Genomic DNA, 24,867 nt, shown 5'->3' on the forward strand with positions numbered 1-24,867 from the left:
CATGGTCATTCCGCCGCGATTGTGATGCCTTCGAGGGCATCCTCGATTTCGTCTGCTGCGTCTTGAAGGGCGGCCAGCGTGTCTGCGTCCGGCTGCCAGTAGTCCCGTTCGAACGCCTCGATCAGGCGGTTCGCCATGCGCGCGCTGGCCTGGGGGTTCAGGTCCGCCAGCCGCTTGCGCATCTCGTCGTCCAGAACGAAGGTCTCGCTCAGGCGCTGGTAGACCCAGGGCTCGACCTGCCCGGTGGTGGCCGACCAGCCCATGGTGTTGGTCACCTGGGCCTCGATCTGGCGCACGCCTTCGTGGCCGTGCTTCAGCATGCTTTCGAACCATTTGGGGTTCAGGGACCGCGACCGGGTTTCCAGCGCGACCTGTTCCTTGAGGGTGCGCACCTTGGCGGAGCCGCGGGTCTGGTCGCCGATATAGACGGCCGCCTCCTGCCCGCCCTTGGCGCGCTTGACCGCGCGGGCGATGCCGCCGAGCGTGTCGAAATAGTGATCCACCGTGGTCACGCCCAGCTCGACCGACTCGAGGTTCTGGTAGGCGATGTCCACGTCGCGCAGGGTCTTTTGCAGCAGTTCGGGATTGGCCGAGGCCTTGCCCGAGCGGCCATAGGCGAAGCTCTTGCGCGCCTCGTAGGCATCCGCCAGCTCGTCCTCTTCGCCGAAGGAGGAGCTGTCCACCAGAGCGTTGACGTTGGAGCCATAGGCCCCTTCGGCGTTGGAAAAGACCCGCAGGGCGGCGGTTTCCATGTCGCAGCCCATCTCGGTGGCATAGGCGAGCGCATGGGCGCGGATGAAGTTCCGCTCCACCGGTTCGTCGGCCACGGCACAGAGATAGGCGGCTTCGGCCAGCATCTTGGTCTGCAGCGGCAGCAGATCGCGGAAGATGCCCGAGAGGGTCATGATCACGTCGATGCGCGGGCGGCCAAGTTCGGCCAGCGGGATCAGTTCGGCCCCGCAGAGCCGGCCGTAGCCGTCGAACCGGGGCCGCGCGCCCATGAGCGCCAGCGCCTGGGCGATCGGGCCGCCATCGGACTTGATGTTGTCCGAGCCCCAGAGCACCAGCGCGATGGAACGCGGCAGTGTGTCGTGGGTGTCCAGCAACACCTCGGCCTGGCGCGCGCCGTCCTGCATGGCAAAAGCGGTGGGCATGCGGAACGGGTCGAACGCGTGGATATTGCGGCCCGCGGGCAGCACCTCGGGGGAGCGGATCAGGTCGCCGCCGGGCACCGGCGAGACATAGCGCCCCGACAGTGCCTTCATCAGGCCCTGCAACTCGCCATCCTGCTTGAGCAGATCGGCGACCCGTGCCCGGGTCTCGGGCGACTGATCGGGCATCACGTCGAGATGGGCCTCGATTTCGGCCTCGGTGGGCGCGCGGCCCACGATATGCAGCCCGTCGGGGATCAGGGCATCCTCGGTCTCCAGCAGCTTGAGCCAGAGGCCATCGGGATTGCTGCCGTCCATATCCACCGCCTCGGCCTGCTGGGCGATCAGGGCGGCCAGCTCGGCGCGCTCGTCGGCATCGGGGGCGAGGCCCCGGTAGCGCGCCATGCTGTCCTTCAGCTCGGCCAGCCCCTTGTAGAGACCCGATGTGGCCAGCGGCGGGGTCACGTGGGTTACGGTCACGGCGTTGGACCGGCGCTTGGCCAGGGTCGCCTCAGACGGGTTGTTGGAAGCATAGAGATAGACATTCGGCATCTCGCCGATCAGCCGGTCGGGCCAGTCGCGCGCACCGAGGCCCGCCTGCTTGCCCGGCATGAATTCCAGCGCTCCGTGCATGCCGAAATGCAGCACCACGTCGGCGGCATAGGTGTTGCGCAGCCACATGTAGAACTGGGTGAAGGCGTGGGTGGGCGCGAAGCCGCGCTCGAACAGCAGGCGCATCGGGTCGCCCTCGTAGCCGAAGGTCGGCTGGACGCCCACGAAGACATTGCCGAAATGCTGGCCGAGGATGAACACGCCGCGCCCGTCGGACTGGATCTTGCCGGGGGCGGGGCCCCAGACGTCTTCGATCACCGCGAGCGGCGGGGTGTTGGCGACGATATGATCGGCGCTGACATGGGCGGCAACATTGGCCTCCTGCCCGTATTGCTTGGCGTTGCCTTGCAGCACGGCGGCGCGCAGGGCGTCGACGCTCTCGGGCACCTCGACCTCGTAGCCTTCGGCCTTCATCCGGGCGAGGGTGTTGTAGAGGCTCTCGAACACGCTGAGATAGGCCGCCGTTCCGACAGCGCCCGCATTGGGCGGGAAGCCGAACAGGACCACGGCGACCTTCTTGGCGGCGTTTTCCTTGCGGCGCAGGGAGGCGAGGCGCACGGCCTTCTCCGCCAGCACGTCGATCCGTTCGAGGCAGGGGGACATCGCCTTGGTATTGCCCGGGGACTGGCAGCGGTACTGGCAGCCGGTGCAGCGGTCCTCGCCGTGGCGGCCCGCGAAGACCGTGGGGTTGGTGGCCCCGTCGATCTCGGGCAGGGCGATGAGCATGGTGGTCTCGACCGGGCCGAGCCCGCCCGCGGCGGCGGCCCACTGGCCGAGCGTCTGGAATTCCAGCGGATGGGCAGCGATATAAGGGATGTCGAGATCTTCGAGCACCTCGACCGCGGCGGCGCTGTCGTTATAGGCCGGGCCGCCCACGAGGGAGAAGCCGGTGAGCGAGACCATGGCGTCCACGGTGGCCCCGCGCGCGTCGCGGAAATACCGCTCGATCGCCGGGCGACCGTCGAGCCCGCCCGCGAAGGCCGGGATGACACGCACGCCGCGGGCCTCGAAGGCGTCGATCACCGCCTCGTAATGGGCGCTGTCGCGGCTGAGGATGTAGCTGCGCATCATCAGCAGGCCGATGGTGGCGACCGGCTTGGCGGTGCCGGGCAGTTCCGCGAGGTCGGTGAAGACGCGGGCCGGATGCGACGGGTGGAAGAGCCCCACCTCGGGATATTCGATCGGCGGTTTGGCGGTGACCTCGGACCAGCCCGGGCGGCGGGCATAGGCCGAGATCAGCATACGCAGCATTTCCTCGGTGTTCTCATCCGAGCCGTCCAGCCAGTATTGCATGGTCAGGAAGTAGTTGCGCAGGTCCTGGGCCTTGCCCGGCAGGAACCGCAGGATCTTGGGCAGGCGGCGCAGGATCTTCATCTGCCCTTCGGAGGAGGAGGTCTTCTTGGTCTTGGGCTTGAGTTTCTTGAGGATCGCCATGGCGCCCGAAGCGGGCTTGGACAGGTCCACATCGCCCATCTTCGTGAGGTTGACGAGCATCTGGTCGGCGATGACGCAGACCATGGCATCGCAGGCCGCGCGGCGGGCGCGCAGGGCGGGCAGGATCGCCTGGATCTGGTCGTCGAGGAAGATCAGGTTGACGACGACGATATCGGCCTCGGCGATGGCGGCCTTGGTGGCCTCGAGCGCGGCGGGGTTTTCCGTCCATTCGCCTGTGGCGTGGACCGAGACCTGCAGGCCCGGGAAGTCCTTTTGCAGGGCCGCATTCACCCGCGCGGCGGGGCCGAGCACGTGACTGTCCAACGTGATAATCACGAACCGGTAGGGGGTCGGCGCGAGGCCGGTCCCGGGGAGGGTCGAGTTATCGAGCATAATGGGCCTTCGCCTCGTAAAGCGTGTCGACGCTGATCTCGGTGACGCCCTGTTCGAGGGCGTATTTCTCGGTGTTGCGCTTGGCCTTGCCGCGCACGAAGAAGGGGATCTTCTTCAATTCCTTTTCCGCATCGGCGAGCCAGACGGTCACGTCGCCGCCGGTGGCGGCTGGGGCATCCTGCGACGGGGCGGCGGTTTCCTCGGCCATCGAGGCCTCGGCCCCCGCGGCGGCGGATGCCGCTGGCGCGTCGTGCATGGGTTTGGGTGCATGGCCGCCGTGGTGGGACGGCCCGGCGGCATCGTGGAACTCGAAATCCTCGCGGAACATGGCGAGCAGGTGTTCCTCCAGCCCCATGACCAGCGGGTGGATCCAGGTGTCGAAGATCACGTTCGCGCCCTCGAACCCCACCTGGGGGGAGTAGCGCGCGGGGAAGTCCTGCACATGGACGGGCGCGGAGATCACGGCGCAGGGGATGCCCAGGCGCTTGCCGATATGGCGTTCCATCTGGGTGCCCAGGATCATCTCGGGCGCGGCCTCTTCGATGGCCTTCTCGACCTCGAGATAGTCGTCGGTGATCAGCGCCTCGAGCCCGAACTCCTTGGCGAGCTTGCGGATGTCGCGTGCGAACTCGCGGTTGTAGCAGCCGAGCCCCACCACCTCGAAGCCCATCTCGTCGCGGGCGATGCGGGCGGAGGCTTTCACATGGGTGGCGTCACCGAAGAGGAACACGCGCTTGCCGGTCAGATAGGTGCTGTCGACGGATGCGCTCCACCACGGCAGGCGGAGGCGGCTCTCATCCGGGGCGCCGGTCACGCCGGTCAGCCCCTGCACCTCGGCGATGAAGTCGCGGGTGGCGCCGACGCCGATGGGCACGGTTTTGGTATAGGGCTGCTGGAAGGCGCGCTCCAGGTGGCGGCAGGCGGCCTCGCAGGTCTCGGGATAGAGCATGACGTTGAAATGGGCGGCCCCGAGCCGGGCGATATCCGACGGGCTGGATCTCATGGGCGCGACCACGTTCACATCCACGCCCATCTCGGACAGAAGGCCCGTGAGCTCCTCGACATCGTCGCGGTGACGGAAGCCGAGGCCCGTGGGGCCGAGGATGTTGCACGACACGCGGGCGGTCTTCTCGACCGGCTTGGCCAGCGCGCGGACGATCTGGAAGAAGGTCTCGTCGCAGCCGAAGTTTTCCTTGCGCTGGTAGCTGGGCAGTTCCAGCGCGATCACCGGGATCGGGAGACCCATGGTTTCGGCCAGGCCGCCCGGGTCGTCCTGGATCAGTTCGGCGGTGCAGGACGCGCCGACGATGATCGCCTCGGGCTTGAACCGCTCATAGGCGTCGCGGCAGGAATCCTTGAACAGATGCGCCGTGTCGGAGCCGAGATCGCGGGCCTGGAAGGTCGTGTAGCTGACCGGCGGGCGGTGGTCGCGCCGCTCGATCATGGTGAAGAGCAGGTCCGCATAGGTGTCGCCCTGGGGCGCGTGGAGCACGTAATGCAGGCCGGTCATGCCGGTGGCGACGCGCATGGCCCCCACATGGGGCGGGCCTTCGTAAGTCCAGACGGTGAGTTTCATTCCGCCACCTCCAGCCGCAGCTTTTCACGACGCCGGATCGGGCGGGCGAAGAGCCCGGCGAGATCGCCTGCCTGTTCGTAGAAATGGACCGGGGTGAAGACGAGCTCGATCGCCCATTTGGTGGTCAGCCCCTCGGCCTCCAGCGGGTTGGCGAGGCCCAGCCCACAGACCGTCAGGTCGGGCCGGGCGGCGCGACAGCGATCGAGCTGCATGTCCACGTCCTGGCCTTCGGACAGGGTCGGGCCGGCGGCGAGGAGGTCCAGATCGGGACCGACGAGCCCCTTGTGAATGTAAGGCGCGCCCACCTCGATCGCGGCCATGCCGCATTCGCGGGTCAGGAAACGCGCGAGGGGAATTTCCAGCTGGCTGTCGGGGAAGAAGAAGATCGACTTGTCCCGCAGGGTCTCGGCCGCGGCGGCGATGGCCTTGCGGGCGCGGGCGCGGGGGGCGGCGGTCACCGCCTCGAAGGTCTCGTCCGAGACGCCGAACTCGCGCGCGATGGCCCGGAGCCACAGGGTGGTGCCCTCTTCGCCGAAGGGGAAGGGCGCGTCGATGCGGCGGGCACCGCGGCGGTCCAGCGCCGAGCAGGTCTCCCCGAGGAAGGGTTGCAGGACCGCGTAGACCGTGTTGGGGCCGACGCCGGGGGTGCCGTCGGCACGGGGCGCGGGCAATACGCGGACCGGGCCGATACCCATCTTGTCGAGCAGGCCGAGCGCCTGGTCCTCGACCACGTCCGGCAGCGCGCCGACCAGAAGCAGCTCGCGCGCCTCGGTTTCGGGCAGCACGGGCACCATGGATTCGAGACAAGCATCCTCGCCCTGGGTGAAGGTCGTCTCGATGCCGGAGCCGGAATAGTTCAGCACCCGCACATGGGGCGCGAATTTCCTGGTCAGCCGTTCGGCGGCACGGCCCAGATCGAGCTTGATCACCTCCGACGGGCAGGAGCCGACGAGGAAGAGCTGCTTGATGTCAGGGCGACGGGACAGGAGGCGCTCGACCTCCCGGTCGATCTCGTCCTGGGCGTCGGCGAGCCCGGCGAGGTCCTTCTCTTCGAGGATGGCGGTGCCAAAGCGCGGCTCCGCAAAGATCATCACGCCCGCCGCCGATTGCAGCAGGTGCGCGCAGGTGCGCGAGCCCACCACGAGGAAGAAGGCATCCTGCATCTTGCGGTGCAGCCAGATGATTCCGGTCAGGCCGCAGAACACTTCGCGCTGACCGCGCTGCTTGAGGATGGGCGTGTCGCGGCAACCCGGGGATATGGTCGTGACGGGCTTGTTCATGCCATCGCCTCCGCTTGCAGGCGCGCCATGCGGAGCTTCCAGAGGAACTGCCCGGCATTCACGACATAGACAAGGTAGGCCGCCAGCGCGATCAGCATCTGGCCCTGGGGCGGGATGGTGCCGCTGAGAAAGGCCCAGACATAGAGGGTGTGGAGGGCGATCACGAAGAAGCTGACCACGTCCTCCCAGAAGAAAGCGGGCGCCAGAAGGTACTGGCCGAACACGACTTTCTCCCAGATCGCGCCGGTGATCATGATCGCGTAGAGGAACCCGGTCTTGATCAGGATCGAGATCGAGGCGAGCACGTAGCCCTCGCCGGTCATCATGTAGCGCACCACGAGCACGAGCGAGATCGCGAAAACGAGAAACTGCAGCGGCGCGAGAATCCCCTGAATCAGCGTCCAGACAGACTCGTCGCGGCGCTTCTTCTGTTCGGGCGTATAGAGTCCGACCCTGTTTTCTTGGGTGTTCAGACCGGTTGACATCCGGCGACTCCCCCTCCGGTAAATGACTGTTTTGTCGAATTTACATATGAGCAGTTGAAAGTGTCAACTAAAACTTACACAATGCTGGGGAATACTGGAGAAGAGACAGCACGGGTGATTCGGCCATGAAAGACCTAATAAACAAAGAGAATATGCGCGCCGAATCCTCGCCGGACGCCGAGGTGGCCGCCTTCCGGGCGCTGGTGTCCAATAACTTTGACAATAGTGGTCCGGTGCGCGATACTGACACAGGAAAAGTGTCCACCCCGGACAACCTGCAAGATCCCATAGACACCCCGGGGCGGACCGGGGCTGGCGTGGAAGATCTGCATCACTCACATGGATCCGGCCTGCCCGGCTCGAACATTCACCTCTCGCCCGGTGAGGTCGAGCGACTCGCCGCGAAGGCATTGCAGGTTCTTGCCGAGACGCCCGAAGGTGCCCGACAGGACGCGCCGCTGGCGCAGCTCTTTGCGCTGACCGAGGCCTATATCGCCTTCGACGAGGTGGCCCGGCATGAGATCCTGGCCCGTATCATGAAACGCGGCGTGACCGCGAATGATGTGATCGAGGCTGTCGTTCCCGCCACCGCGCGCTATATGGGTGAGTTGTGGTCGACGGATAAGCTGAGCTTCGCGGATGTCACAATCGGCACCGCCCGGCTGCAGGAAACGGTCCGCAACATCGGCACCCGCCGCATCGAAACGCGGGACACCGAGGCAGAAGGCCCGGCGATCATGCTGATCGTGCCGCGCATCGAACAACATACTCTGGGTGTGTTCGTGGTAGCCGAGCAGTTTCGGCGGCTCGGCGTTCGGGTCCACATGACGCTTGGAAACAATCAGGCCGAGATCCTGCGCCTGGTGCATATGAACAACTTTGCTCTGGTCGGTGTCACCGCCTCGTGCCGCAGGACTCTTGCATCGGTACGCGATTTGGTGAAAACAATCCGCACTGGCGTGCCGCGTATCACACCCATCGTGGTAGGTGGCCCGGTTACAGATCTAGGCCTCGACATCATCGGAATGACCGGCGCCGACTTTGTAGCGGACAGCGCCGAGGAGGCACTAAGGCTTTGCAAGATCGAAACGACGCAACGACCAAGACTTGAATCGTAACCGTGCTTGAGCCCGGATGCCCCGGGCCGACAGGAGTCAGTAATGAACACGCGGGAAAGAGATTTCTGGGACGACCGCTCTGCACCGCGTATTGCGCCGGAGCACTTCAACGAAATTGTCGCGACGGCCGCGGATCTGGCCATCGTCCTCGATCTCAAGGGGACGGTCCAGTCCCTTGTCGTCAACCCGCTCAACCCGACGATCGGGCGCCTCGACCACTGGCAGAAGCGCGACATACGCGAGTTCCTGGCTGAGGATTCCCTCGCCAAGCTGGAAAAGCAACTGTCCGCCTATCAGCAAGGCGAGGTTCCGCCGACCGATGCGATCGAGGTGAACCATTTCGACAATGCGAACTGGGAATTCCCGATCCGCTACACCCTCCATCGGACCGGGGACGAGAACCTCATCCTGATGCTCGGGCGCGACCTGCGCCCGGTGGCGGAGTTGCAGCACCGGCTGGTGAAGGCGCAATTGGCGCTGGAGAAGGACTACGAATCCCACCGGGATTACGAGACCCGCTACCGCGTGGTGATGGAATCGACCCGCGACCCGCTGGTGCTGGTGGATGCCTCAAGCGGTCGGATCACCGACATGAACAGCGCCGCGGCCCAGGTTCTGGGCGCCGAGGCGGATGCCCTGGTGGGCAGCCTGTTTGGCCATGAGTTCAACGGGCTCAAGCGGGGCGAGTTGCTCGACCAGCTGATGGGCGCGGCGACCTCGGACACCAACTCCTCGGTCACCGCCCACACCAAGCGCACGGCCAAGGAGTTGAAGATCCAGGCACGGCTGTTCCGCGCCTCGGGCGACAAGACGCTGCTGTGTCGGCTCGAAGGGGCCGGGGCGCAGGAGGTCATCGCCGAGGAGCTGAGCGAGGTTCTGACCCTGCTGTTCCGCGAAGGGGCCGATGCGGTGGTCTTCACCGACACGACCGGCATGATCCGGAACGTGAACGAAGCCTTCCTGAACCTGACCGATGTCGGGCAGCTGGGCGACATCAAGGGCAAGTCCCTGAGCGATTTCCTCGCCCGCGGTTCCGTCGACCTGAAGGTGATGATGGACAACGCGTCCCGTCACGGGTCGATGCCGGTCTATTCCACCCGGTTGGAGAGCGCTTATGGCTCGCAACTGTCGGTGGAGATCTCGGCCACCCACCTGGAGGCGCGCCAGAACGGCGGATTTGCCTTCGTGTTCCGCGATGCCTCGCGGCTCGAAGTGGTGCGCGATGCCGCGCCGGTGAACGGCGCCGTGTCCGGCGAAGCGATGCAGAACGTGATGGAACTGGTGGGCTCTGCCCCGCTCAAGGACATTGTGTCGGCCACCACCGACGTGGTCGAGAAGATGTGCATCGAAACCGCCGTCGGATTGACCCGGAACAACCGGGTGGCGGCGGCCGAAATGCTCGGCCTGTCGCGCCAGAGCCTCTATGTGAAGCTGCGGAAATACGGGCTTCTGAACAAGGGCGGCGACGAATAGGCGTTTGCCGGCCCTCTCGGGCGCCTGCGACAAAATAAAAGTGTAAATCCAGCTAGACAGGCTTGCTGCGACTCACGTTGTAGTGTTTGATTTACACATGAGTGTCAGCCTTGATTTACAGCCCCGAAAACTGCCCGAGCCGTCCGCGGCCCTGGAGCTGATCAAACCCATCACCTGGTTCCCGCCGATGTGGGCCTATGCCTGTGGCGTGGTCTCCAGCGGGGCCTCGATCACCGAACATTGGGGGCCGCTGGTCCTCGGCGTTCTGCTGGCCGGGCCCATCGTCTGCGGCATGAGCCAGGCGGCGAATGACTGGTGCGACCGCCATGTGGACGCGATCAACGAGCCGAACCGCCCAATCCCCTCGGGCCGGGTGCCCGGACGCTGGGGTCTGTGGATCGCGCTGATGATGTCGGCGCTCGCGCTGGTGGTGGGTCTCGCGCTCGGGCCCTGGGGGTTCGGGGCGACGGTGCTGGCCGTGATGGCCGCCTGGGCCTATTCGGTCGAGCCGATCCGCATGAAACGATCCGGCTGGTGGGGGCCGGGGCTGGTTGGCCTCAGCTATGAAAGCCTGCCCTGGTTCACCGGCGCTGCGGTGATGGTCACCGGCGCGCCCAGCTGGGAGATCGTCATCGTCGCGGTCCTCTATGGCCTGGGCGCACATGGCATCATGACCCTCAACGATTTCAAGGCCCTGGAAGGCGACCGGCAGATGGGCGTGAACTCCCTGCCCGTGACGCTGGGGCCGGAACGGGCCGCGAAGATCGCCTGCATCGTCATGCTGATCCCGCAACTGGCGGTGATCGGGCTGCTCTTTGCCTGGGGTCTGAGCGACCGGGCGCTGGTGGTGCTGGCGCTGGTGGTGCTGCAACTCTGGGCGATGCGCGAGATGATGGAAGACCCCAAGGGCCGCGCGCCCTGGTATAACGGGACCGGCGTTCTGTTCTATGTCTCGGGGATGATGGTCACCGCCTTCGCCCTGCGCGGGCTCGGGGGCGTCTGAGATGCTGGGCTGGCTGTCGATCTTCCGGATGGGGCTGGTGCAGCTCTGTCTCGGGGCGGTGGTGGTCCTGACGACATCGACCCTGAACCGGCTGATGGTGGTCGAACTGGCCCTGCCCGCGGTCCTGCCCGGCCTGCTCGTGGGCCTGCATTACGCGATCCAGTTGAGCCGACCCCATTGGGGCTACAAGTCTGACACGGGCGGCAAGCGCACGCGCTGGATCATCGGCGGGATGGCGGTGCTGTCCTCCGGCGCGATGCTGGCGGCTTACGGCGTGGTGCTGATGGAGGCCGCGTTCCTGCCCGGATTGCTGGCCTCGATCCTGGCCTACACGCTGATCGGCGTGGGCGTGGGCGCGTCGGGCACATCGCTGCTGGCCCTGCTCGCAACCGCGACCCATCCGCGCCGGCGCGCGGCGGCGGCCACGATCACCTGGCTGATGATGATCGCGGGCATTGCGGTGACCGCGGGCACGGTGGGCAGCTTCCTCGACCCCTATTCCCCGGCGCTGTTGCTGAAAATCGTGGCCATCGTCACCCTGGGCGCGGTCGTTCTGACCACTGTCGCGGTCTGGGGGATCGAACGGCGGATCACCGTCACCGCCCCGCGTGAGACCGCCCTGCCCTTCCTCGACGGGCTGCGGGAGGTGTGGGCCGAGCGCAAGGCGCGCAATTTCACCATCTTCATCTTCCTGTCCATGACCGCCTATTTCATGCAGGAGCTGATCCTCGAACCTTACGCTGGCCTCGTCTTCGCCTTCACGCCGGGGCAGTCCACGTCCCTCAGCGGGGCGCAGAATGGCGGCGTGTTCCTGGGCATGGTGCTGGTGGGCGTCTGCGCCACGGGCCTGCGCTGGGGATCGCTGAAATTCTGGGTGATCGCGGGCTGCATCGGCTCGGCCGCGGCGCTGGCGCTGATCACCGCGCTGGGACAGGTGGGGCCAACCGCCCCGCTGGTGCCCGCGGTCGTGTTCCTGGGCTTTGCCAACGGCACCTTCGCCGTGGCCGCCATCGGCGCGATGATGCAGCTGGCCGGCGAGGGCCGCGAGGCGCGCGAGGGGACCCGCATGGGTCTCTGGGGTGCGGCGCAGGCCATTGCCGCGGGGTTCGGCGGGCTTATGGGGGCGGCCAGTGCCGACCTGCTGCGCGCCGTGACCGCCACGGATGCCGACGCGTTCGGCGCCGTCTTTGTTTTCGAAGCCGCCCTCTTCCTCGTTGCGGGCCTGATGGCCTGGCACGTGGTGGATGGCGTGCGACAGTCGCGCACCGCTCGGACCGACGGTGCCTTGGTTCCCGGAGAATGAGGGGGAAATTGGAATGACCTATGATGTTGTTGTGGTCGGAGGCGGCCCGTCCGGTGCCACCGCTGCCGAGGACCTGGCCCGCGCGGGCAAGAAGGTCGCCCTGATCGACCGCGCCGGGCGGATCAAGCCCTGCGGCGGCGCGATCCCGCCCCGACTGATCGCGGATTTCGACATCCCCGAGAGCCAGATCGTCGCCAAGATCAACACCGCCCGCATGGTCTCGCCCACGGCGCGGCACGTGGACATCCCCATCGAGAACGGCTTTGTCGGCATGGTCGACCGGGAGTTCTTCGACGAGTTCCTGCGCGACCGCGCCGCCAAGGCGGGCGCGGATCGGCACACCGGCACCTTCCTGCGGATCGACCGGTCGGAAAAGGGCACCTGGGTCGTCTATCGCGACAAGACCAGCCGCGAAGAGGTCGCGATCCGCACCAAGCTGATCATCGGCGCGGATGGCGCGCGGTCGGACGTGGCCCGGGCCGAAGTGCCCGGCGGCAGCACCATCCCCTATGTCATCGCCTATCACGAGATCATCAAGGCGCCCGAGGGCGTGTCGGACACCTACGACCCCACACGCTGCGACGTGATCTATGACGGCGTGGTTTCGCCGGATTTCTACGGCTGGGTTTTCCCGCACGGCAAATCCGCCAGCGTGGGCATGGGCACGGGCGTGGACGGCACGGACCTGAAGGCGGCAACCAAGCTCCTGCGCGACAGCGCGGGCCTGAGCGAATGCGAGACCATCCGCAAGGAGGGCGCGCCGATCCCCCTGAAACCGCTGGACAAATGGGACAATGGCCGCGACCTGGTTCTGGCCGGGGACGCCGCGGGCGTGGTCGCACCCTCCTCCGGGGAAGGGATCTATTACGCCATGGCCGGGGGTCGGGTCGCGGGCGAAGCCGCGCTCGAATGCCTGCGCACCGGGCAGGTCAAGGCGCTGGCCAAGGCCCGCAAACGCTTCCTCAAGGAGCATGGGACAGTTTTTCGCGTTCTGGGCGCGATGCAGGACGCCTATTATCGGTCGGATGAGCGACGGGAGCGGTTCGTGTCGCTCTGCCATGACGTCGATGTGCAGCGGCTGACCTTCGAGGCCTACATGAACAAGAAACTGGTGCGGGCGCGCCCGATGGCGCACCTGAAGATCGGGGTGAAGAACCTCGCCCATCTCAGCGGGCTGATCTCGCCGGTGCGGGTATGAAGGATCTCGTCCCTGCCTGGATCGACGGTGCCCTCAGGCCCGTCGGCAAACTGGAGGCCCATCAAAGGGGCCTGCGGCACAAGGCCGTGTCGGTCTTCGTCATGCGAGGGCCGGAGACCCTGATCCAGAGGCGCGCGCTGGACAAGTACCACACGCCCGGGCTCTGGGCGAACACCTGCTGCACCCATCCCCTCTGGGACGAGAGCCCGGCCGATTGCGCCGTGCGCCGCCTGCGCGAAGAGTTGGGCATCACCGGGCTCTACCCTGCCCATCGCGACCGGATCGAGTACCGGGCCGATGTGGGCAACGGGCTGATCGAGCACGAGGTGGTGGACCTGTTCATCGCCGAGGCGCCCGCAAACCTGAAAGTCGCGCCCAACCCCGAGGAAGTGGCCGAGGTGAAATGGGTCGACCTTTACGAGTTGAATGCCCAGGTCAAGCGTCGGCCGGAGCGGTACACGCCCTGGCTGCGCATCTATCTCGCGGAACATTCGGAGCGGATTTTCGGCACGGTCGCCACGAGCTGACCTGGTCGCCCCCCGGCTGAGACCGAAAGCCCGGTGCGTCTTGCGACACACCGGGCTGATTTTTGCCTTCGGCGAGGATATTTGGAGACTTGAGCTTGAGGGGGGCGCGCCCCTCAGGCCGTCGTCGCCTCCAGCAGCGCGGTCTCCGCCCCCATCAGGTGCAGCACCTGCCCCGCGATGTGACGCGCGGTGAGCCCCGCATCGTGGTACATATCCGCCGGGCTTGCCTGGTCGATGAAACGGTCCGGCAGGGTCATGGTGCGGATCTTGAGGGTCCCGTCGAGCCGCCCGGTCCGGGCCAGCCAGTGCAGGACCATGGCCCCGAAGCCGCCCTCGGCCCCCTGTTCGACGGTGATGAGCGCCTCGTGACTGGCGGTCAGCTGCGCGATCAGGTCGGTATCCAGCGGCTTGGCGAACCGCGCATCGGCGATGGTGACACCGATGCCGCGCGCCTCCAGATCCTCGGCGGCCTTGAGGCATTCCGACAGATGCGCGCCGAGCGACAGGATCGCGACCGACCCGCCCTCGCGGATGATGCGGCCCTTGCCGATCTCCAGCAGGCTGCCGCGCTCCGGCATCTCGATGCCCACGCCTTCGCCCCGCGGGTAGCGGAAGGCGATCGGCCCGTCGTCATAGGCCGCCGCGGTGGCGACCATATGCACAAGCTCCGCCTCGTCGGCGGCGGCCATGACGGTCATGTTGGGCAGGTTGGACAGATACGCGATGTCATAGGCGCCCGCATGGGTCGGCCCATCGGCCCCCACCAGCCCGGCGCGGTCGATGGCGAAGCGCACCGGCAGTTTCTGCAGCGCCACGTCATGGACCACCTGGTCATAGCCGCGCTGCAGGAAGCTGGAATAGATCGCGCAGAAGGGCTTCATGCCTCCCGCCGCAAGCCCGGCGGCAAAGGTCACCGCGTGCTGTTCGGCGATGCCCACATCGAAGACCCGGCCCGGAAACCGCTTGCCCATGATGTTGACGCCCGTGCCCCCGGGCATGGCGGCGGTCACCGCGCAGATGCGCGAGTCGCGCTCGGCCTCCGCCGTCAGGGTCGCGCCGAACACCTTGGTATAGGCGGGCGCGTTGGGGGCGGATTTCTGCTGCTTGCCCGTAGCCACGTCGAACTTGGCGACCCCGTGGTAGCAATCGTCGGACAGCTCGGCGGGCGAGTAGCCCTTGCCCTTGACGGTGCAGGCATGGATGAGGACCGGGCCGCTGGCCTTGGCCCGTGCGGCGCGCAGGACCTGCAACAGCTGCGGGATGTCATGCCCGTCGATCGGGCCGATATAGTCGAAGCCCAGCTCCTCGAACAGGGTCGCGGAGGAGCCATGCTCCCCGGTCACCAGGTTGCGCGCACGCTGCGCCCCTTCGCGCAAGGGGCCGGGCAGGCTGCGTTCCACGCCCTCGGCCAGTTCCTTCAAGGCATAGAGCGGGCCAGACGAGGCCAGATCGCTGAGATAGGTGGACATCGCGCCCGTGGGCGGGGCGATGGACATCTCGTTGTCGTTCAGGATCACGAAGAGGCGGCGCTTCTCGGAGCCCGCGTTGTTCATCGCCTCGTAGGCCATGCCGGCGCTGATCGAGCCGTCGCCGATCACCGCGATGGCGTCGCCGGTGGGCCCGCCCAGGTCGCGCGCCGTGGCAAAGCCCAGCGCGGCGGAAATCGACGTCGACGAATGGGCCGCGCCGAACGGGTCATAGATGCTCTCGCTGCGCTTGGTGAAGCCCGACAGGCCCCCCTTCTGGCGCAGGGTGCGGATGCGGTCGCGGCGCTCGGTCAGCACCTTGTGGGGATAGCATTGGTGGCCCACGTCCCAGACGAGCTTGTCGAAGGGCGTGTTGAACACTGCGTGGATCGCCACGGTCAGCTCGACCACGCCGAGCGAGGAGCCGAGATGCCCGCCCGTCTCGGACACGGCGGAGATCACTTCGGCGCGCAGTTCGGTGGCCAGGGTGGCAAGCTCCCGGTCGGTCAGCGCCTTGAGATCGGCGGGACAGGCGACGCGGTCGAGTGTCGGGGTTTTCGGGCGGGGGTTGGTCATGGTGGTCTCCTCCATCGCGGTCTGGTGCGAAATGCGGGCCCGGGGCACGCGCCGATCCCATGTCGCGCTCATGCCGGTCGAGCTGCGCGAGGGGGTCGGGATGGACCGGCGGCAAGCCTGCGGGTCCGGAGCCCGGGCCCCCGCGGCAAGGCGGGGACCCGGAAGGGGAAGGCCAGTGGCCTAGTCGTAGAAGGGCCCTTCGGTCGTGGCCAGTTCCGGCCAGTCCGCGACCACGTTGAGCCCCTGCAGCGGCTGCTGGTAGCCCTTGTGGCAGGTCTTGCAGGCCAGCTTCGGCACGTCGTTATAGACCGGGCCGAGCCGTTCGGGTGGCAGATGCGCCTCGCCGATGGGCACGATCCACTCGTTGTTCAACTCCTGCACCATCGAGATCCCGAGCATCGCGGTCGCCCATTGGGGCGTGTGCTGCGCGGGGTCGTAGAAGGCCCGGCTGTTGTGACAGAACACGCAGTTCCGACCCAGCGAGTTGGAGAAGTAGTTCATCAGGCTGTAGGTCCGTTCGGTGTTCTGCCAGGTGGGATCCCCCGGCAGGGTCTCGACCCGGGATTCCAGGTCGTGGACCGCAATCTGCTCGTAGTTGAGCAGGTACTGGTAGAGCGCGTCCGAAGGCAGCGAGGTGAACTGCGACAGCGAGGTCGCCCGGTTCTGCACCGAGGCCCAGCCGGAGGTGTTCTCCGTCACGGGATCGATACGGTACCAGACCTCGGACGGAACAGCCTGCCCGCGATGGCAGGTGAAGCATGTCACGCCGACCTCCGCATTGGCATAGACGTGGCCCGCCCATTCCTCGTTGATGGTCTGGTTCATCTGGATCATGTTGATCGCCACCTTGGACTGGTAGTGATCGGGATCCTCCAGCAGATCGGGAATACCGGTCCAGCTGCGCATCGCCGCGAGAAGACGGTCGTAGTTCTCGACCGTCAGATCGGCGAGCACCGGATCGACATTCTCATAGGCCTCGCCCGCCGTCTGCGCTCCCTCTTCCGGGATCACCGGGTCGGACGTGCTGGCGAGGAAGACCTCGATCGTGGGATCGGGCGTGTCCAGGTCGCTGACGAACTCGGGCACACTCATGCCCGTGCCCCGCGGCCCGGTCTGCATGCTGTCGGTGGCCAGGGGTTGTCCCCAGCTCACCAGCAGCGCGGCTGCGAAGACGGCGCCACCCGCCACACCGACAACGATCGCCGGCTTGTAGATGTCCGTGGGATTCTTCGAATTCCACTCATCGAACCATTTGGGTAGCATCAGTTGCCCTCCTCTCGGCCAAGGAAGCCATCGTAGGTGGTGTAGGCTTCATACCCGTAGTCCTGGGTGTAATCGGGCGCGAAGTTGTGCTCGACGGCCCAGAGGAACCAGTTGTCCACCACGGTGCCGGTCAGCAGGATCCCGATCCCGCCGGTGATCGGCGTGAGCACGGCGAACCACCAGGCCCAGCGGTGAATACCCTCCATCGTGGCGTTGAAACCCATGGTCCAGCGCCAGAAGAGACCCGCACGTTCCGAGGCGGTGCCGCGGTCGTAGATCTGCTCCAGCTCCCGGTCGCCGCCGAAGCGGGTCACGGCGAGGATCGTGGCCCCGTGCATCGCGAACAACAGAACCGAACCGTAGAGGAACACGATCGAAAGCGCGTGGAACGGGTTGTAGTAGAGGTTGCCGTAGCGGATCGAGAAGGCCGTGGTCCAATCGAGGTGCGGGAAGATGCCGTAAGGCACAGCCTCGGACCAGGAGCCCATCAGGATGGGACGGAAGAGACCCAGCACGAGGAAGAGCCAGATGGCGGCGGCAAAGGCCCAGGCCACGTGCTTGCCCATCTTGTGCATCTCGGCCAGCTGATAGGACCGCAACCACCAGGAGATCACCGACACGAGCAGGAAGAAGCTCGCGATGATGAACCAGCCGCCGTCATCGAGCGGCGGCATGCGCAGCCCGTATTCCGGCGAGGGCGGCTCGAGCGCCAGCCAGAACAGCTGCCGGATGAACTCCGGAATGCTGTAGCCGACCTGGCTGAGCATGTTGAAGCCCACGATATTGAACCAGAGCGTGCCGGTCACGAGGCTGATGATGCCGAACCACCCCAGGTAGATCGGGCCCAGCTGGGCGTTGCCGATCCAACCGATGAGCTGGGAGAAACCGGTCCCCGTCGTGCGCTCCTCGGTGAGGTTGTTCTCGTTGTCCACGCCGAGCTCTGCCGGGCCCTGAACTTGGACTTGTGTGAATATGTTCTGATACTCAGGCATGGCTTACAATCCCACTTGGCTTGGCCAGATCGGCATTTCGAGCCACCAGTTCCACCATTCGGGCCATCCCTTGGTCCAGACCGGACCGGAGATGATGATGCAGACGGCGGACCAGAAGCCGGCGTTCAGCGCCAGGAGCAGACCCACGCGGTGGATGCCCAGGGTACCGATCGAGTAGCCGATGAAATCCCGGAAGAAGGTGTCTTCGTTGTCCGGACCCTTCACTTCCTCTCCCTTGGGCGGGTTTGCGGCGGACAGAACCAGCGCCCCGTGGAGAGCCAGCGCCAGGGTCGTGGTGAAGAAGAACGTCACCGCGATCATGTGGGCCGGGTTGTAGTGGAAGTGCAGATAGGCGTATCCGGTGTTCGACACCCAGTCGAGGTGGCTCCAGATCCCGTAGGGGAATCCGTGCCCCCAGGCGCCCATCAGCAGCGGCCGGAAAACCACCAGCGTCACATAGGCGAAGATCGCCACGCTGAAAGCGAAGGGCACATGGTACCCCATGCCCAGCTTGCGGCAGATCTCGACCTCGCGCAGCGCCCAGCTGACGAAGGCGCCGATGGCGCAAATGGTGATGATCTGCCAAAGCCCGCCCTCCATGAGCGGTGCCATCCCGAGCCCGTAGCTCAGGTCCGGGGGCGCGATGTTGATGAGCCAGGGATTGAATGTCCCCTGCTGGGATGCGCCCCAGAAGATCAATATGGTGCCTAACAAGGCAAAGAAGGCGGTCGTAACCCCGAAGAAGCCCACGTAGAAAGGGCCCACCCAGAAGTCGAACAGATCGCCGCCGATCAGCGTCCCTCCACGGACGCGATACTTTCTCTCGAAGCTGAGCAAAGCCATCGTCTGTCTCCGCAAGTGGCGGCGGTACGTTTGTCGAGACCAGCCGTCAGTTGTCATGTTTGTGTTGGTACGCTGCGGCCGATCCGGGTGTCCGCCCGCAGCAGGGGTCGTAGGCCTGGTCCGGTCCCCGCATCACGCGGGGGACCGATCACATGGCAGCGTTTGCAGCCGCCAGTTCAAACCAGTTGAAGTGCTCGGTGCTGAGCAGGACGAGGTGAATCATCGCCGCCAGCAAGAAGAGGAACACGCCCTGGGCCACGAACACGCGGCGAGGGTCGAAGATCAGCCAGATCTTGTAGAATTTAGACATGTTTCAGTGCTCCTCAGAACCAAGGACGCCAGATGAACGTGGCGAGGTGAGCGACGACGGCGACGGCCGAAAACAGCCAGAGCCCGCTCATGTAAACCGAATGCAGCTCTTGAGCCTGCTCATCGGTAAGACCTGTGAAGGACAGGTCGGATTTATCAGCCATGTGCATTCCTCCGGAAAGTTATGCTGATACCGCGAACCCCGCGGCCGGGCCCCGACAAGGGCTCATCCCCTGCCGGCAATCCAACTCCCCACACGGGGGAGCCGAAATTCGGGATCTTTCCGCTCAGGCGGCGAAGATCATGGGCGTGATGATCCGGGCCTGGGACCAGGCGCGGGCGATCGGCCCTTTTTTCTGGAAGCTGCCGCTCTTGACCGTGGCCAGAAGCCAGCTCAGCGCCGCGACCGGCACGGCCGCGATGAAGATGATCGCGAAATACGTGTAGAACTCGGCCTTCGGCATCTTGTGGGCCCTGTGGGTCACGGGGCCGTTCGTTGTCTGATCTGCCATGATCATCGCTCCCTTTTTTAATGCGTTTCTTCGAAACCTGCGGGTTGCAGGGTCCGGACTGTTTCGATCACGACCCGCTCGTCACCCTGTTCCAGCGCGGCCTTTTCGGCGGCGTCGCGCAGGGTCTTGGCGGCGGAAATGCGGGTCAGAATGGGGTGTTCGGCGACGATCCGGTCGAGCAGCCGCTGGGCGTCGTCGTCCCAGGGGAAATCGCGCCGGAGCGTGGTGGGGGTCGCCGCCGCACTGTCCATCTCGCTGCCCAGGGGCAGGATATGGAAAAGCGCGTCGAAGAGGGCGTTGCAGACCTCCTGGACCAGGTAGGTCGCGCCCGCATAACCCATCATCGGCGTGCCCGTGGCGCGCCGGATGGCGGCACCGGGGAAGCTGGCCGGGATGAAGGCCGGTTTCGGGCCGAACCCGCTGGCCATCTCCGCCAGGTACATCTTCTCGTTGATCGACCCCATCAGCACCAGCGGGCGCTTGGTGTGGATCATCTGGCGAACCTCGTCATTATCGGTCTTCTTGCCGGCCACCCGACCCACCGCGAAGGCGCAGGGCAGGCCCATGTCGACCTCGAGGAAGTTGCGGATGCCCCTTGCATAGGTCTCGTTCGCGACGATCCCGAAGGACGCGGTGGCGAAGAAATCCTGGGTGACCGAGCGCCACAGATCCCAGACCGGCTTGATCGTGGAATGCTTCTCCGTGGCGATGAACGGCTCCGGGTCGAGACCCAGCAACTCCCCGAGTTTGCGCAGGAATTTCGTGGTGCTCTCGATGCCGATGGGGGCTTGCAGATAGGGCTTGTTCAGCACTTCGCAGAGCCCGCGACCGAATTCGCGATACATGCAGATGTTCACATCCGCATTCACCAGGTTGCGCATCTCGGCCAAGTGCGCGCCCAGCGGGTGCACCATGTTGACCTCGGCGCCGATGCCTTCGACCAGGCGCCGGATCTCGGCGAGGTCGGAGGGCATGTTGAACGTGCCGTACATCGGCCCGAGGATGTTCACGCGGGGTTTTGCCCCCTCTTCGCGCTTCTTCTCCGGGGGCATCCGGCCCTTGGTCATGCCGAACTCGGTGAAGATCCAGGTCATCGCCCGGTCGGCGGCTTCCCATTGATCCTCGTCGATGGTGCGCGGCAAGAACCGTTGAATATTCGTGCCTTGCGGGGTCACGCCGCCGCCGATCATCTCGGCGATGGAGCCGGTGACAACCACCGCCGGCAGGGCCGGGTCGAGGGTCTTCCAGGCGCGCTTCATGGCGCCTTCGGTCCCGTCGCGGCCGAGCTCTTCTTCGGCGAGCCCGGTCGTGACGATGGGCAACTCATGGGGCGGCAAAGCGTCGGTATAGTGCAAAACGCTCGTCACCGGCAGGTTCTCGCAGCCCACCGGGCCGTCGATCACCACCTGCAATCCCTTGACGGCGGTGAAGGCGTAAACCGCGCCCCAATACCCGCCCGCGCGGTCATGATCCTGGATCAGCATGGAACACCTCCAATCCGGGGAAGACAGGCGTCGGCAAAGCGTCGGACATCTGTCGGGCAGATGTCGGACAAGTGTCGGGCACCTCCGCGCGCTGCGGTAACGCCCTGTTCACCAAGCTGCGACTTCTTTTGTGCAAAAATACTCCGGGGGAGGCCGAAGGCCGGGGGCAGAGCCCCCGCCGAGTCGTGCCGAAGGCGCGAAACACCAGGATGTGCGCTCAACATTTCACACCCCCGTTCGCCGCGACGCGGGCCTTCTCGGCGCGCTCCAGCTTCTTGAGGTTCGTGGCGCGGAAGTCTTCGCGCACGTTCGGGTCGCCTTCCCACACGCCGGCGGTGTCGCCGTGGCCGACGCCTTCGAAGAATTCGCGCATATGGGTCATGCGATCCTTGTTCGCCATGGCCGCGTTCACGACCTGCGCCAGGGAGCCCGCGCCCATCACGCCCATCAGGGGACGCGCGGAGATCAGGTTGGTGAAATAGAGGCTGGGAATGCCCAGCTCCTTGCCCTTCTGCACCACCGGGGTGGTGCCGATGGCGAGGTCCGGCTTGATCGCCTCCATGGCGGCGCAGTCGTCCTCCAGCGAGGCACGGAACTTCACCTTGACGCCGCGGGCCTCCAGCCACTCGCGGTCCGGGTCGGACCACTTGGTGCGCGGGCAGGCCGAGCCGACATAGGGCACGTTCGCCCCGGATTCGATCAAGAGACGCGCCACCAGGAGCTCGGAGCCTTCATACCCCGAGAGCGTGATGGTGCCGTCGATGGGTGCGGCGGAAAGCGCGCCCTTGATCGCCGGGAGGAATGTGTTTTGCGCCTCGGCGATCTTGTCGGCGGAGATGCCGAAACTGTCGCCGATGGCAGCCAGCCAGGCGGCCGTGCCGTCATGGCCCACGGGGGCCGAGCCGACGATGGACCGTCCGGCGGCTTCGAACTCACGGACAGCGGCCGTGTAGAACGGGTGGATCGCGGCGGCCGTGCCGCAATCCAGTGCAGCATATAGCTCGCGCCACTCACGACAGGGAACGACCGGACCTGCCGCCAGACCGAGTGGCGCGAGCATTTGGCCAATCCCGATGGGATCAGCCGGGAACATCTCACCAAGCAGAGCTACGGTAGGACGATCCGTCTTGCCCGACGCAGGCGCCTGGACGGGGCCTGCCTCGATCTCTGCGCGGGCGTAATTGAGCATTGCGCCCGCGAGTATGTCTTTGGCTTCGGCATGGGTCGGCACCCCGAAACCGGGCACGTCGATGCCCACGATGCGCACGCCGTTGATCTCCGAAGGCAGCAGCCGCAGCGGCACCCCCGAAGCCGTCGGAACACAGAGGTTCGTGACGACGATGGCATCATATTGCTCCGGGTCGGCCATCTTGTGGACGGCCTCCCGGATGTCCTCGAACAACTTGCCGGTCACAAGCGTCTCGGAATTGAAGGGAACGTAGCCGACCGAGCGGCGCGCGCCGTAGAAATGGGACACGAAGGTCAGGCCGTAGACGCAGCAGGCCGAGCCCGAGAGCATCGTGCCGACCCGGCGCATCCGCAGGCCCACGCGCAGCGACCCGAAGGCCGGGCACATGCTCTGCGGTTTGTCATGGGGGCCTTGCGGGTAGTCGGCGGCGTACTGGTCGAGGATCTCGCCCATGCCCGACGCGCGCGCGGCGGCCTCCATCTGCTCGCCCGGGGCGTGGCATCCCATGCCGTCGGGCTTGACGTTCATGCCGGCGGGGACCGGGTCGCGGTCCGCGCCTTCGTTGATTTCGACCTGGTCGGCGTCGTCGTAACGGGTCTCGCCGGTGGTGATCATGCTGCGGGGGTCATCCATGGGAACCTCCCCGCGCAGGTGTGGTGATTGCGCGCTCAGACATCGTCATAGACCACTTCGAGGGACTCGATGGGCTTGGCGTTCTTGCCGCGCATGTCTTCCATGGTGGCCGGTTCCAGCACCACGTCGCCGCCGGTATCCTTGCTGTCGAAGAGCGCGAGCAGCTGGTCCTGGTTGAGGGCCGCCGGGCGCATGGGCGGGGCTTCGGCGACGTTGTCGCCCAGCGCGGCGAAGAGCTCGCCCCATTCGCTCTGGGCGGTGCCGACGATCTGGTAATTCGCGGATTTCTTGCGCAGGTCGTCATTCTGCGGGATCGCCGCGAGGATCGGGATGTCGACGGATTTGGCGAAGGCCGCGGCCTCCCCGGTGCCGTCATCCTTGTTGATCACGAGGCCCGCGACGCCGACATTGCCGCCGAGCTTGCGGAAGTATTCCACCGCCGAGCAGACGTTGTTGGCGACATAGAGCGACTGCAGGTCGTTGGAGGCTACGAGTATAACTTTCTGGGCCATATCCCGAGCGATAGGCAGGCCGAAACCGCCGCAGACCACATCGCCGAGGAAATCCAGGAGCACATAGTCAAAGTCCCAATCGTGGAACCCGAGTTTTTCCAGCAGTTCAAAGCCATGGATGATCCCCCGTCCGCCGCAGCCGCGACCCACCTCGGGCCCGCCGAGTTCCATTGCGAAGACGCCGCCGCGCTTGAAGCAGACATCGCCGATGGCGACTTCCTCGCCGGCGAGTTTCTTCTGGGTCGAGGTCTCGATGATTGTCGGGCACGCCTTGCCGCCGAACAGCAGCGAGGTCGTGTCGGATTTCGGGTCGCAGCCGATGAGCAGCACGCGCTTGCCCTGTTCGGCCATCATGTGGCTGAGATTGGCGAGCGTGAAGCTCTTGCCGATGCCGCCCTTGCCGTAGATCGCGATGATCTGGGTCTTCTTGGTCGGCTCGCCCTGGGGGACTTCCAGTGTGGGTTCTTCGGCGGCCTCGTCACGAAGGCGCTGGTCATAGTCGGATTTCAGGTTCGGGACATCGAGTGTCATGCGGTCGCGCTCCAATCCAGGATCATTTTCAGGCAGGACGGATCCTCGAACGCGGTCTGATATGCGTTCGCGCAGTCGGCGGCCCGAGTGGTGTGGGTGATGAGTCCCTCTAGCGAGAGCGCCCCGGAATCGATCAGGGCGCGGGTTGCGATGAGATCATCGCGGTCCCACTCTGCGGCGATGCGCAGGCGGGCTTCTTTCATGAAGGCGGGGGGGAAGGGGAAGGTGATCTGGTCGTAGAACCCGGCGAGCACGATCTCGCCACCCTTCTGGATCCGCATGATGAGGCTGGAGATGAGTTCGGCATTGCCGGACGCATCGTAGATCGAGCGGTAGTCGCGCTTCTCGTCGGCATCCGGGTGGATGACCTGGTAGCCGGTCGCGCCCTTGGCGCGGTCCTCGGAGATTTCCCAGACCGTGGGCGCGGGGGCCCCGGCGGCGATGGTCAGGCGCGCCAGAAGGCGGCCGAGCACGCCGTGACCCACGATCAGGTCCGGCACGGATTTGTTCAGGCCCGCCATGGCGTGGCGCGCGGTGGCCGCCAGCGCCAGCAGGGCGCCTTCGGCCTTCAGGCTCTCGTCGATTCGCACGACGCGGTCGGCCTTGCTCACCAGCAGGTTCGACGCCCCGCCGAACAGGCCGCGCACGTCGCCGTAGCAGTTGGCCCCGGGCACGAAGACCCGGTCGCCGGGCTTGTAGGAGGTGTCGGCGCCGGCCTCGACCACTTCGCCCGCGGCCTCGTAGCCGGGCACGAGCGGGAAGGAGAAGCCGGGAAACGGAGGCATGTTGCCGGACCAGAAGAGCTTCTCGGTGCCGGTGGAGATGCCGGAGTGATCGATTCGCACCACGATGTCGGTGGCGGTGGGGTCCGAGACCGCCACGTCCTGGAGCCCCAAAGCCTTCGGACCGGTCAGAACAACGGCTGTCGCGTGCATGGATGTTCCCCTCAAAACTCTGGCCTGACATTCGTGACTCGATGTCGCGGCTGGTTGTTATCTGTAAGA

General features: G+C 65.8%; 21 protein-coding genes. 6 read left to right on the forward strand and 15 right to left on the reverse strand.

Translation table 11 applies throughout. The features are described from left to right. Positions 1-5: 5 nt before the first annotated feature. Genes PVW48_RS14725 through bchF form a run of 4 tightly spaced genes read right to left on the reverse strand, consistent with a single transcriptional unit; the run spans position 6 to position 6,931 of the window. Entirely contained in the window at positions 6-3,590 is a 3,585-nt protein-coding gene (locus tag PVW48_RS14725; protein WP_274581881.1) for a magnesium chelatase subunit H, read from the reverse strand. After that, entirely contained in the window at positions 3,580-5,166 is a 1,587-nt protein-coding gene (gene bchB / locus PVW48_RS14730; RefSeq protein ID WP_274581882.1) for a ferredoxin:protochlorophyllide reductase (ATP-dependent) subunit B, read from the reverse strand. The genes PVW48_RS14725 and bchB overlap by 11 nt, the downstream gene beginning before the upstream one ends. Next, positions 5,163-6,446: a ferredoxin:protochlorophyllide reductase (ATP-dependent) subunit N gene (locus PVW48_RS14735; protein ID WP_274581883.1), complete on the reverse strand. Its 1,284-nt coding sequence runs from the start codon at positions 6,444-6,446 to the stop codon at positions 5,163-5,165. The genes bchB and PVW48_RS14735 overlap by 4 nt, the downstream gene beginning before the upstream one ends. Continuing rightward, positions 6,443-6,931, reverse strand: coding sequence for a 2-vinyl bacteriochlorophyllide hydratase (gene bchF / locus PVW48_RS14740; RefSeq protein WP_012180189.1), 489 nt, complete (start codon positions 6,929-6,931; stop codon positions 6,443-6,445). The genes PVW48_RS14735 and bchF overlap by 4 nt, the downstream gene beginning before the upstream one ends. Before the next feature lie 125 nt (positions 6,932-7,056). Between bchF and PVW48_RS14745 the strand changes: the two genes are divergently transcribed. From PVW48_RS14745 to idi, 6 genes are all read left to right on the forward strand, one after another. Beyond that, positions 7,057-8,049: a cobalamin B12-binding domain-containing protein gene (locus PVW48_RS14745; protein ID WP_274581884.1), complete on the forward strand. Its 993-nt coding sequence runs from the start codon at positions 7,057-7,059 to the stop codon at positions 8,047-8,049. Positions 8,050-8,091: 42 nt separating this feature from the next. After that, a complete protein-coding gene (ppsR, locus tag PVW48_RS14750) occupies positions 8,092-9,522 on the forward strand; it encodes a transcriptional regulator PpsR (RefSeq protein WP_274581885.1) in 1,431 nt (476 codons plus the stop codon). A 97-nt stretch (positions 9,523-9,619) separates the two neighbouring features. Further along, positions 9,620-10,525, forward strand: coding sequence for a chlorophyll synthase ChlG (chlG, locus tag PVW48_RS14755; RefSeq protein ID WP_274581886.1), 906 nt, complete (start codon positions 9,620-9,622; stop codon positions 10,523-10,525). A gap of 1 nt (position 10,526) precedes the next feature. Beyond that, positions 10,527-11,828 (forward strand): BCD family MFS transporter, encoded by a 1,302-nt coding sequence (locus PVW48_RS14760; protein WP_274581887.1) that lies wholly within the window; start codon positions 10,527-10,529, stop codon positions 11,826-11,828. A gap of 13 nt (positions 11,829-11,841) precedes the next feature. After that, a complete protein-coding gene (locus PVW48_RS14765; RefSeq protein WP_274581888.1) occupies positions 11,842-13,026 on the forward strand; it encodes a geranylgeranyl diphosphate reductase in 1,185 nt (394 codons plus the stop codon). Beyond that, on the forward strand, positions 13,023-13,553 hold the full coding sequence (idi, locus tag PVW48_RS14770; protein ID WP_012180183.1) for an isopentenyl-diphosphate Delta-isomerase: 531 nt from the start codon (positions 13,023-13,025) through the stop codon (positions 13,551-13,553). Before PVW48_RS14765 ends, idi begins: the two co-directional genes overlap by 4 nt. A gap of 113 nt (positions 13,554-13,666) precedes the next feature. Here idi and dxs read toward each other — a convergent pair whose 3' ends face one another. From dxs to bchC, 11 genes are all read right to left on the reverse strand, one after another. Beyond that, positions 13,667-15,595, reverse strand: a complete 1,929-nt coding sequence (gene dxs, locus PVW48_RS14775; RefSeq protein ID WP_274581889.1) for a 1-deoxy-D-xylulose-5-phosphate synthase — start codon at positions 15,593-15,595, stop codon at positions 13,667-13,669. Between the two features lie 180 nt (positions 15,596-15,775). Beyond that, positions 15,776-16,858, reverse strand: coding sequence for a photosynthetic reaction center cytochrome PufC (gene pufC / locus PVW48_RS14780; RefSeq protein WP_012180181.1), 1,083 nt, complete (start codon positions 16,856-16,858; stop codon positions 15,776-15,778). Next, on the reverse strand, positions 16,858-17,850 hold the full coding sequence (gene pufM, locus PVW48_RS14785) for a photosynthetic reaction center subunit M (RefSeq protein ID WP_012180180.1): 993 nt from the start codon (positions 17,848-17,850) through the stop codon (positions 16,858-16,860). Before pufM ends, pufC begins: the two co-directional genes overlap by 1 nt. A gap of 3 nt (positions 17,851-17,853) precedes the next feature. Next, the gene (gene pufL, locus PVW48_RS14790) at positions 17,854-18,693 is read right to left on the reverse strand and encodes a photosynthetic reaction center subunit L (protein WP_012180179.1); all 840 of its coding nucleotides are present in this window, start codon (positions 18,691-18,693) and stop codon (positions 17,854-17,856) included. Between the two features lie 148 nt (positions 18,694-18,841). Then, positions 18,842-19,003 carry a light-harvesting antenna LH1, alpha subunit gene (gene pufA, locus PVW48_RS14795; RefSeq protein ID WP_012180178.1) on the reverse strand — a complete coding sequence of 54 codons (162 nt, stop codon included), beginning with the start codon at positions 19,001-19,003 and terminating at the stop codon, positions 18,842-18,844. A 13-nt stretch (positions 19,004-19,016) separates the two neighbouring features. Further along, positions 19,017-19,166, reverse strand: a complete 150-nt coding sequence (pufB, locus tag PVW48_RS14800; RefSeq protein WP_012180177.1) for a light-harvesting antenna LH1, beta subunit — start codon at positions 19,164-19,166, stop codon at positions 19,017-19,019. 123 nt (positions 19,167-19,289) lie between these two features. Then, positions 19,290-19,514, reverse strand: coding sequence for a cytochrome PufQ (gene pufQ, locus PVW48_RS14805; RefSeq protein WP_012180176.1), 225 nt, complete (start codon positions 19,512-19,514; stop codon positions 19,290-19,292). Positions 19,515-19,531: 17 nt separating this feature from the next. Continuing rightward, positions 19,532-20,998 carry a chlorophyllide a reductase subunit Z gene (bchZ, locus tag PVW48_RS14810; protein WP_012180175.1) on the reverse strand — a complete coding sequence of 489 codons (1,467 nt, stop codon included), beginning with the start codon at positions 20,996-20,998 and terminating at the stop codon, positions 19,532-19,534. A gap of 217 nt (positions 20,999-21,215) precedes the next feature. Then, on the reverse strand, positions 21,216-22,715 hold the full coding sequence (gene bchY, locus PVW48_RS14815) for a chlorophyllide a reductase subunit Y (RefSeq protein ID WP_044029148.1): 1,500 nt from the start codon (positions 22,713-22,715) through the stop codon (positions 21,216-21,218). 140 nt (positions 22,716-22,855) lie between these two features. After that, positions 22,856-23,863: a chlorophyllide a reductase iron protein subunit X gene (locus PVW48_RS14820; protein ID WP_012180173.1), complete on the reverse strand. Its 1,008-nt coding sequence runs from the start codon at positions 23,861-23,863 to the stop codon at positions 22,856-22,858. Continuing rightward, the gene (gene bchC, locus PVW48_RS14825; RefSeq protein WP_274581890.1) at positions 23,860-24,798 is read right to left on the reverse strand and encodes a chlorophyll synthesis pathway protein BchC; all 939 of its coding nucleotides are present in this window, start codon (positions 24,796-24,798) and stop codon (positions 23,860-23,862) included. Before bchC ends, PVW48_RS14820 begins: the two co-directional genes overlap by 4 nt. Positions 24,799-24,867: the final 69 nt, after the last annotated feature.

The sequence above is a fragment of the Dinoroseobacter sp. PD6 genome, from assembly GCF_028807315.1.
In the GTDB taxonomy this organism is placed as follows: domain Bacteria; phylum Pseudomonadota; class Alphaproteobacteria; order Rhodobacterales; family Rhodobacteraceae; genus Dinoroseobacter; species Dinoroseobacter shibae.

What these genes read in the sequence shown, in the direction of transcription:
- PVW48_RS14725 (WP_274581881.1), bottom strand. Translation starts at nt 3,590, where the DNA reads ATGCTCGATAACTCGACCCTCCCCGGGACCGGCCTCGCGCCGACCCCC.
- bchB (WP_274581882.1), bottom strand. Translation starts at nt 5,166, where the DNA reads ATGAAACTCACCGTCTGGACTTACGAAGGCCCGCCCCATGTGGGGGCC.
- PVW48_RS14735 (WP_274581883.1), bottom strand. Translation starts at nt 6,446, where the DNA reads ATGAACAAGCCCGTCACGACCATATCCCCGGGTTGCCGCGACACGCCC.
- bchF (WP_012180189.1), bottom strand. Translation starts at nt 6,931, where the DNA reads ATGTCAACCGGTCTGAACACCCAAGAAAACAGGGTCGGACTCTATACG.
- PVW48_RS14745 (WP_274581884.1), top strand. Translation starts at nt 7,057, where the DNA reads ATGAAAGACCTAATAAACAAAGAGAATATGCGCGCCGAATCCTCGCCG.
- ppsR (WP_274581885.1), top strand. Translation starts at nt 8,092, where the DNA reads ATGAACACGCGGGAAAGAGATTTCTGGGACGACCGCTCTGCACCGCGT.
- chlG (WP_274581886.1), top strand. Translation starts at nt 9,620, where the DNA reads ATGAGTGTCAGCCTTGATTTACAGCCCCGAAAACTGCCCGAGCCGTCC.
- PVW48_RS14760 (WP_274581887.1), top strand. Translation starts at nt 10,527, where the DNA reads ATGCTGGGCTGGCTGTCGATCTTCCGGATGGGGCTGGTGCAGCTCTGT.
- PVW48_RS14765 (WP_274581888.1), top strand. Translation starts at nt 11,842, where the DNA reads ATGACCTATGATGTTGTTGTGGTCGGAGGCGGCCCGTCCGGTGCCACC.
- idi (WP_012180183.1), top strand. Translation starts at nt 13,023, where the DNA reads ATGAAGGATCTCGTCCCTGCCTGGATCGACGGTGCCCTCAGGCCCGTC.
- dxs (WP_274581889.1), bottom strand. Translation starts at nt 15,595, where the DNA reads ATGACCAACCCCCGCCCGAAAACCCCGACACTCGACCGCGTCGCCTGT.
- pufC (WP_012180181.1), bottom strand. Translation starts at nt 16,858, where the DNA reads ATGCTACCCAAATGGTTCGATGAGTGGAATTCGAAGAATCCCACGGAC.
- pufM (WP_012180180.1), bottom strand. Translation starts at nt 17,850, where the DNA reads ATGCCTGAGTATCAGAACATATTCACACAAGTCCAAGTTCAGGGCCCG.
- pufL (WP_012180179.1), bottom strand. Translation starts at nt 18,693, where the DNA reads ATGGCTTTGCTCAGCTTCGAGAGAAAGTATCGCGTCCGTGGAGGGACG.
- pufA (WP_012180178.1), bottom strand. Translation starts at nt 19,003, where the DNA reads ATGTCTAAATTCTACAAGATCTGGCTGATCTTCGACCCTCGCCGCGTG.
- pufB (WP_012180177.1), bottom strand. Translation starts at nt 19,166, where the DNA reads ATGGCTGATAAATCCGACCTGTCCTTCACAGGTCTTACCGATGAGCAG.
- pufQ (WP_012180176.1), bottom strand. Translation starts at nt 19,514, where the DNA reads ATGGCAGATCAGACAACGAACGGCCCCGTGACCCACAGGGCCCACAAG.
- bchZ (WP_012180175.1), bottom strand. Translation starts at nt 20,998, where the DNA reads ATGCTGATCCAGGATCATGACCGCGCGGGCGGGTATTGGGGCGCGGTT.
- bchY (WP_044029148.1), bottom strand. Translation starts at nt 22,715, where the DNA reads ATGAACGTCAAGCCCGACGGCATGGGATGCCACGCCCCGGGCGAGCAG.
- PVW48_RS14820 (WP_012180173.1), bottom strand. Translation starts at nt 23,863, where the DNA reads ATGACACTCGATGTCCCGAACCTGAAATCCGACTATGACCAGCGCCTT.
- bchC (WP_274581890.1), bottom strand. Translation starts at nt 24,798, where the DNA reads ATGCACGCGACAGCCGTTGTTCTGACCGGTCCGAAGGCTTTGGGGCTC.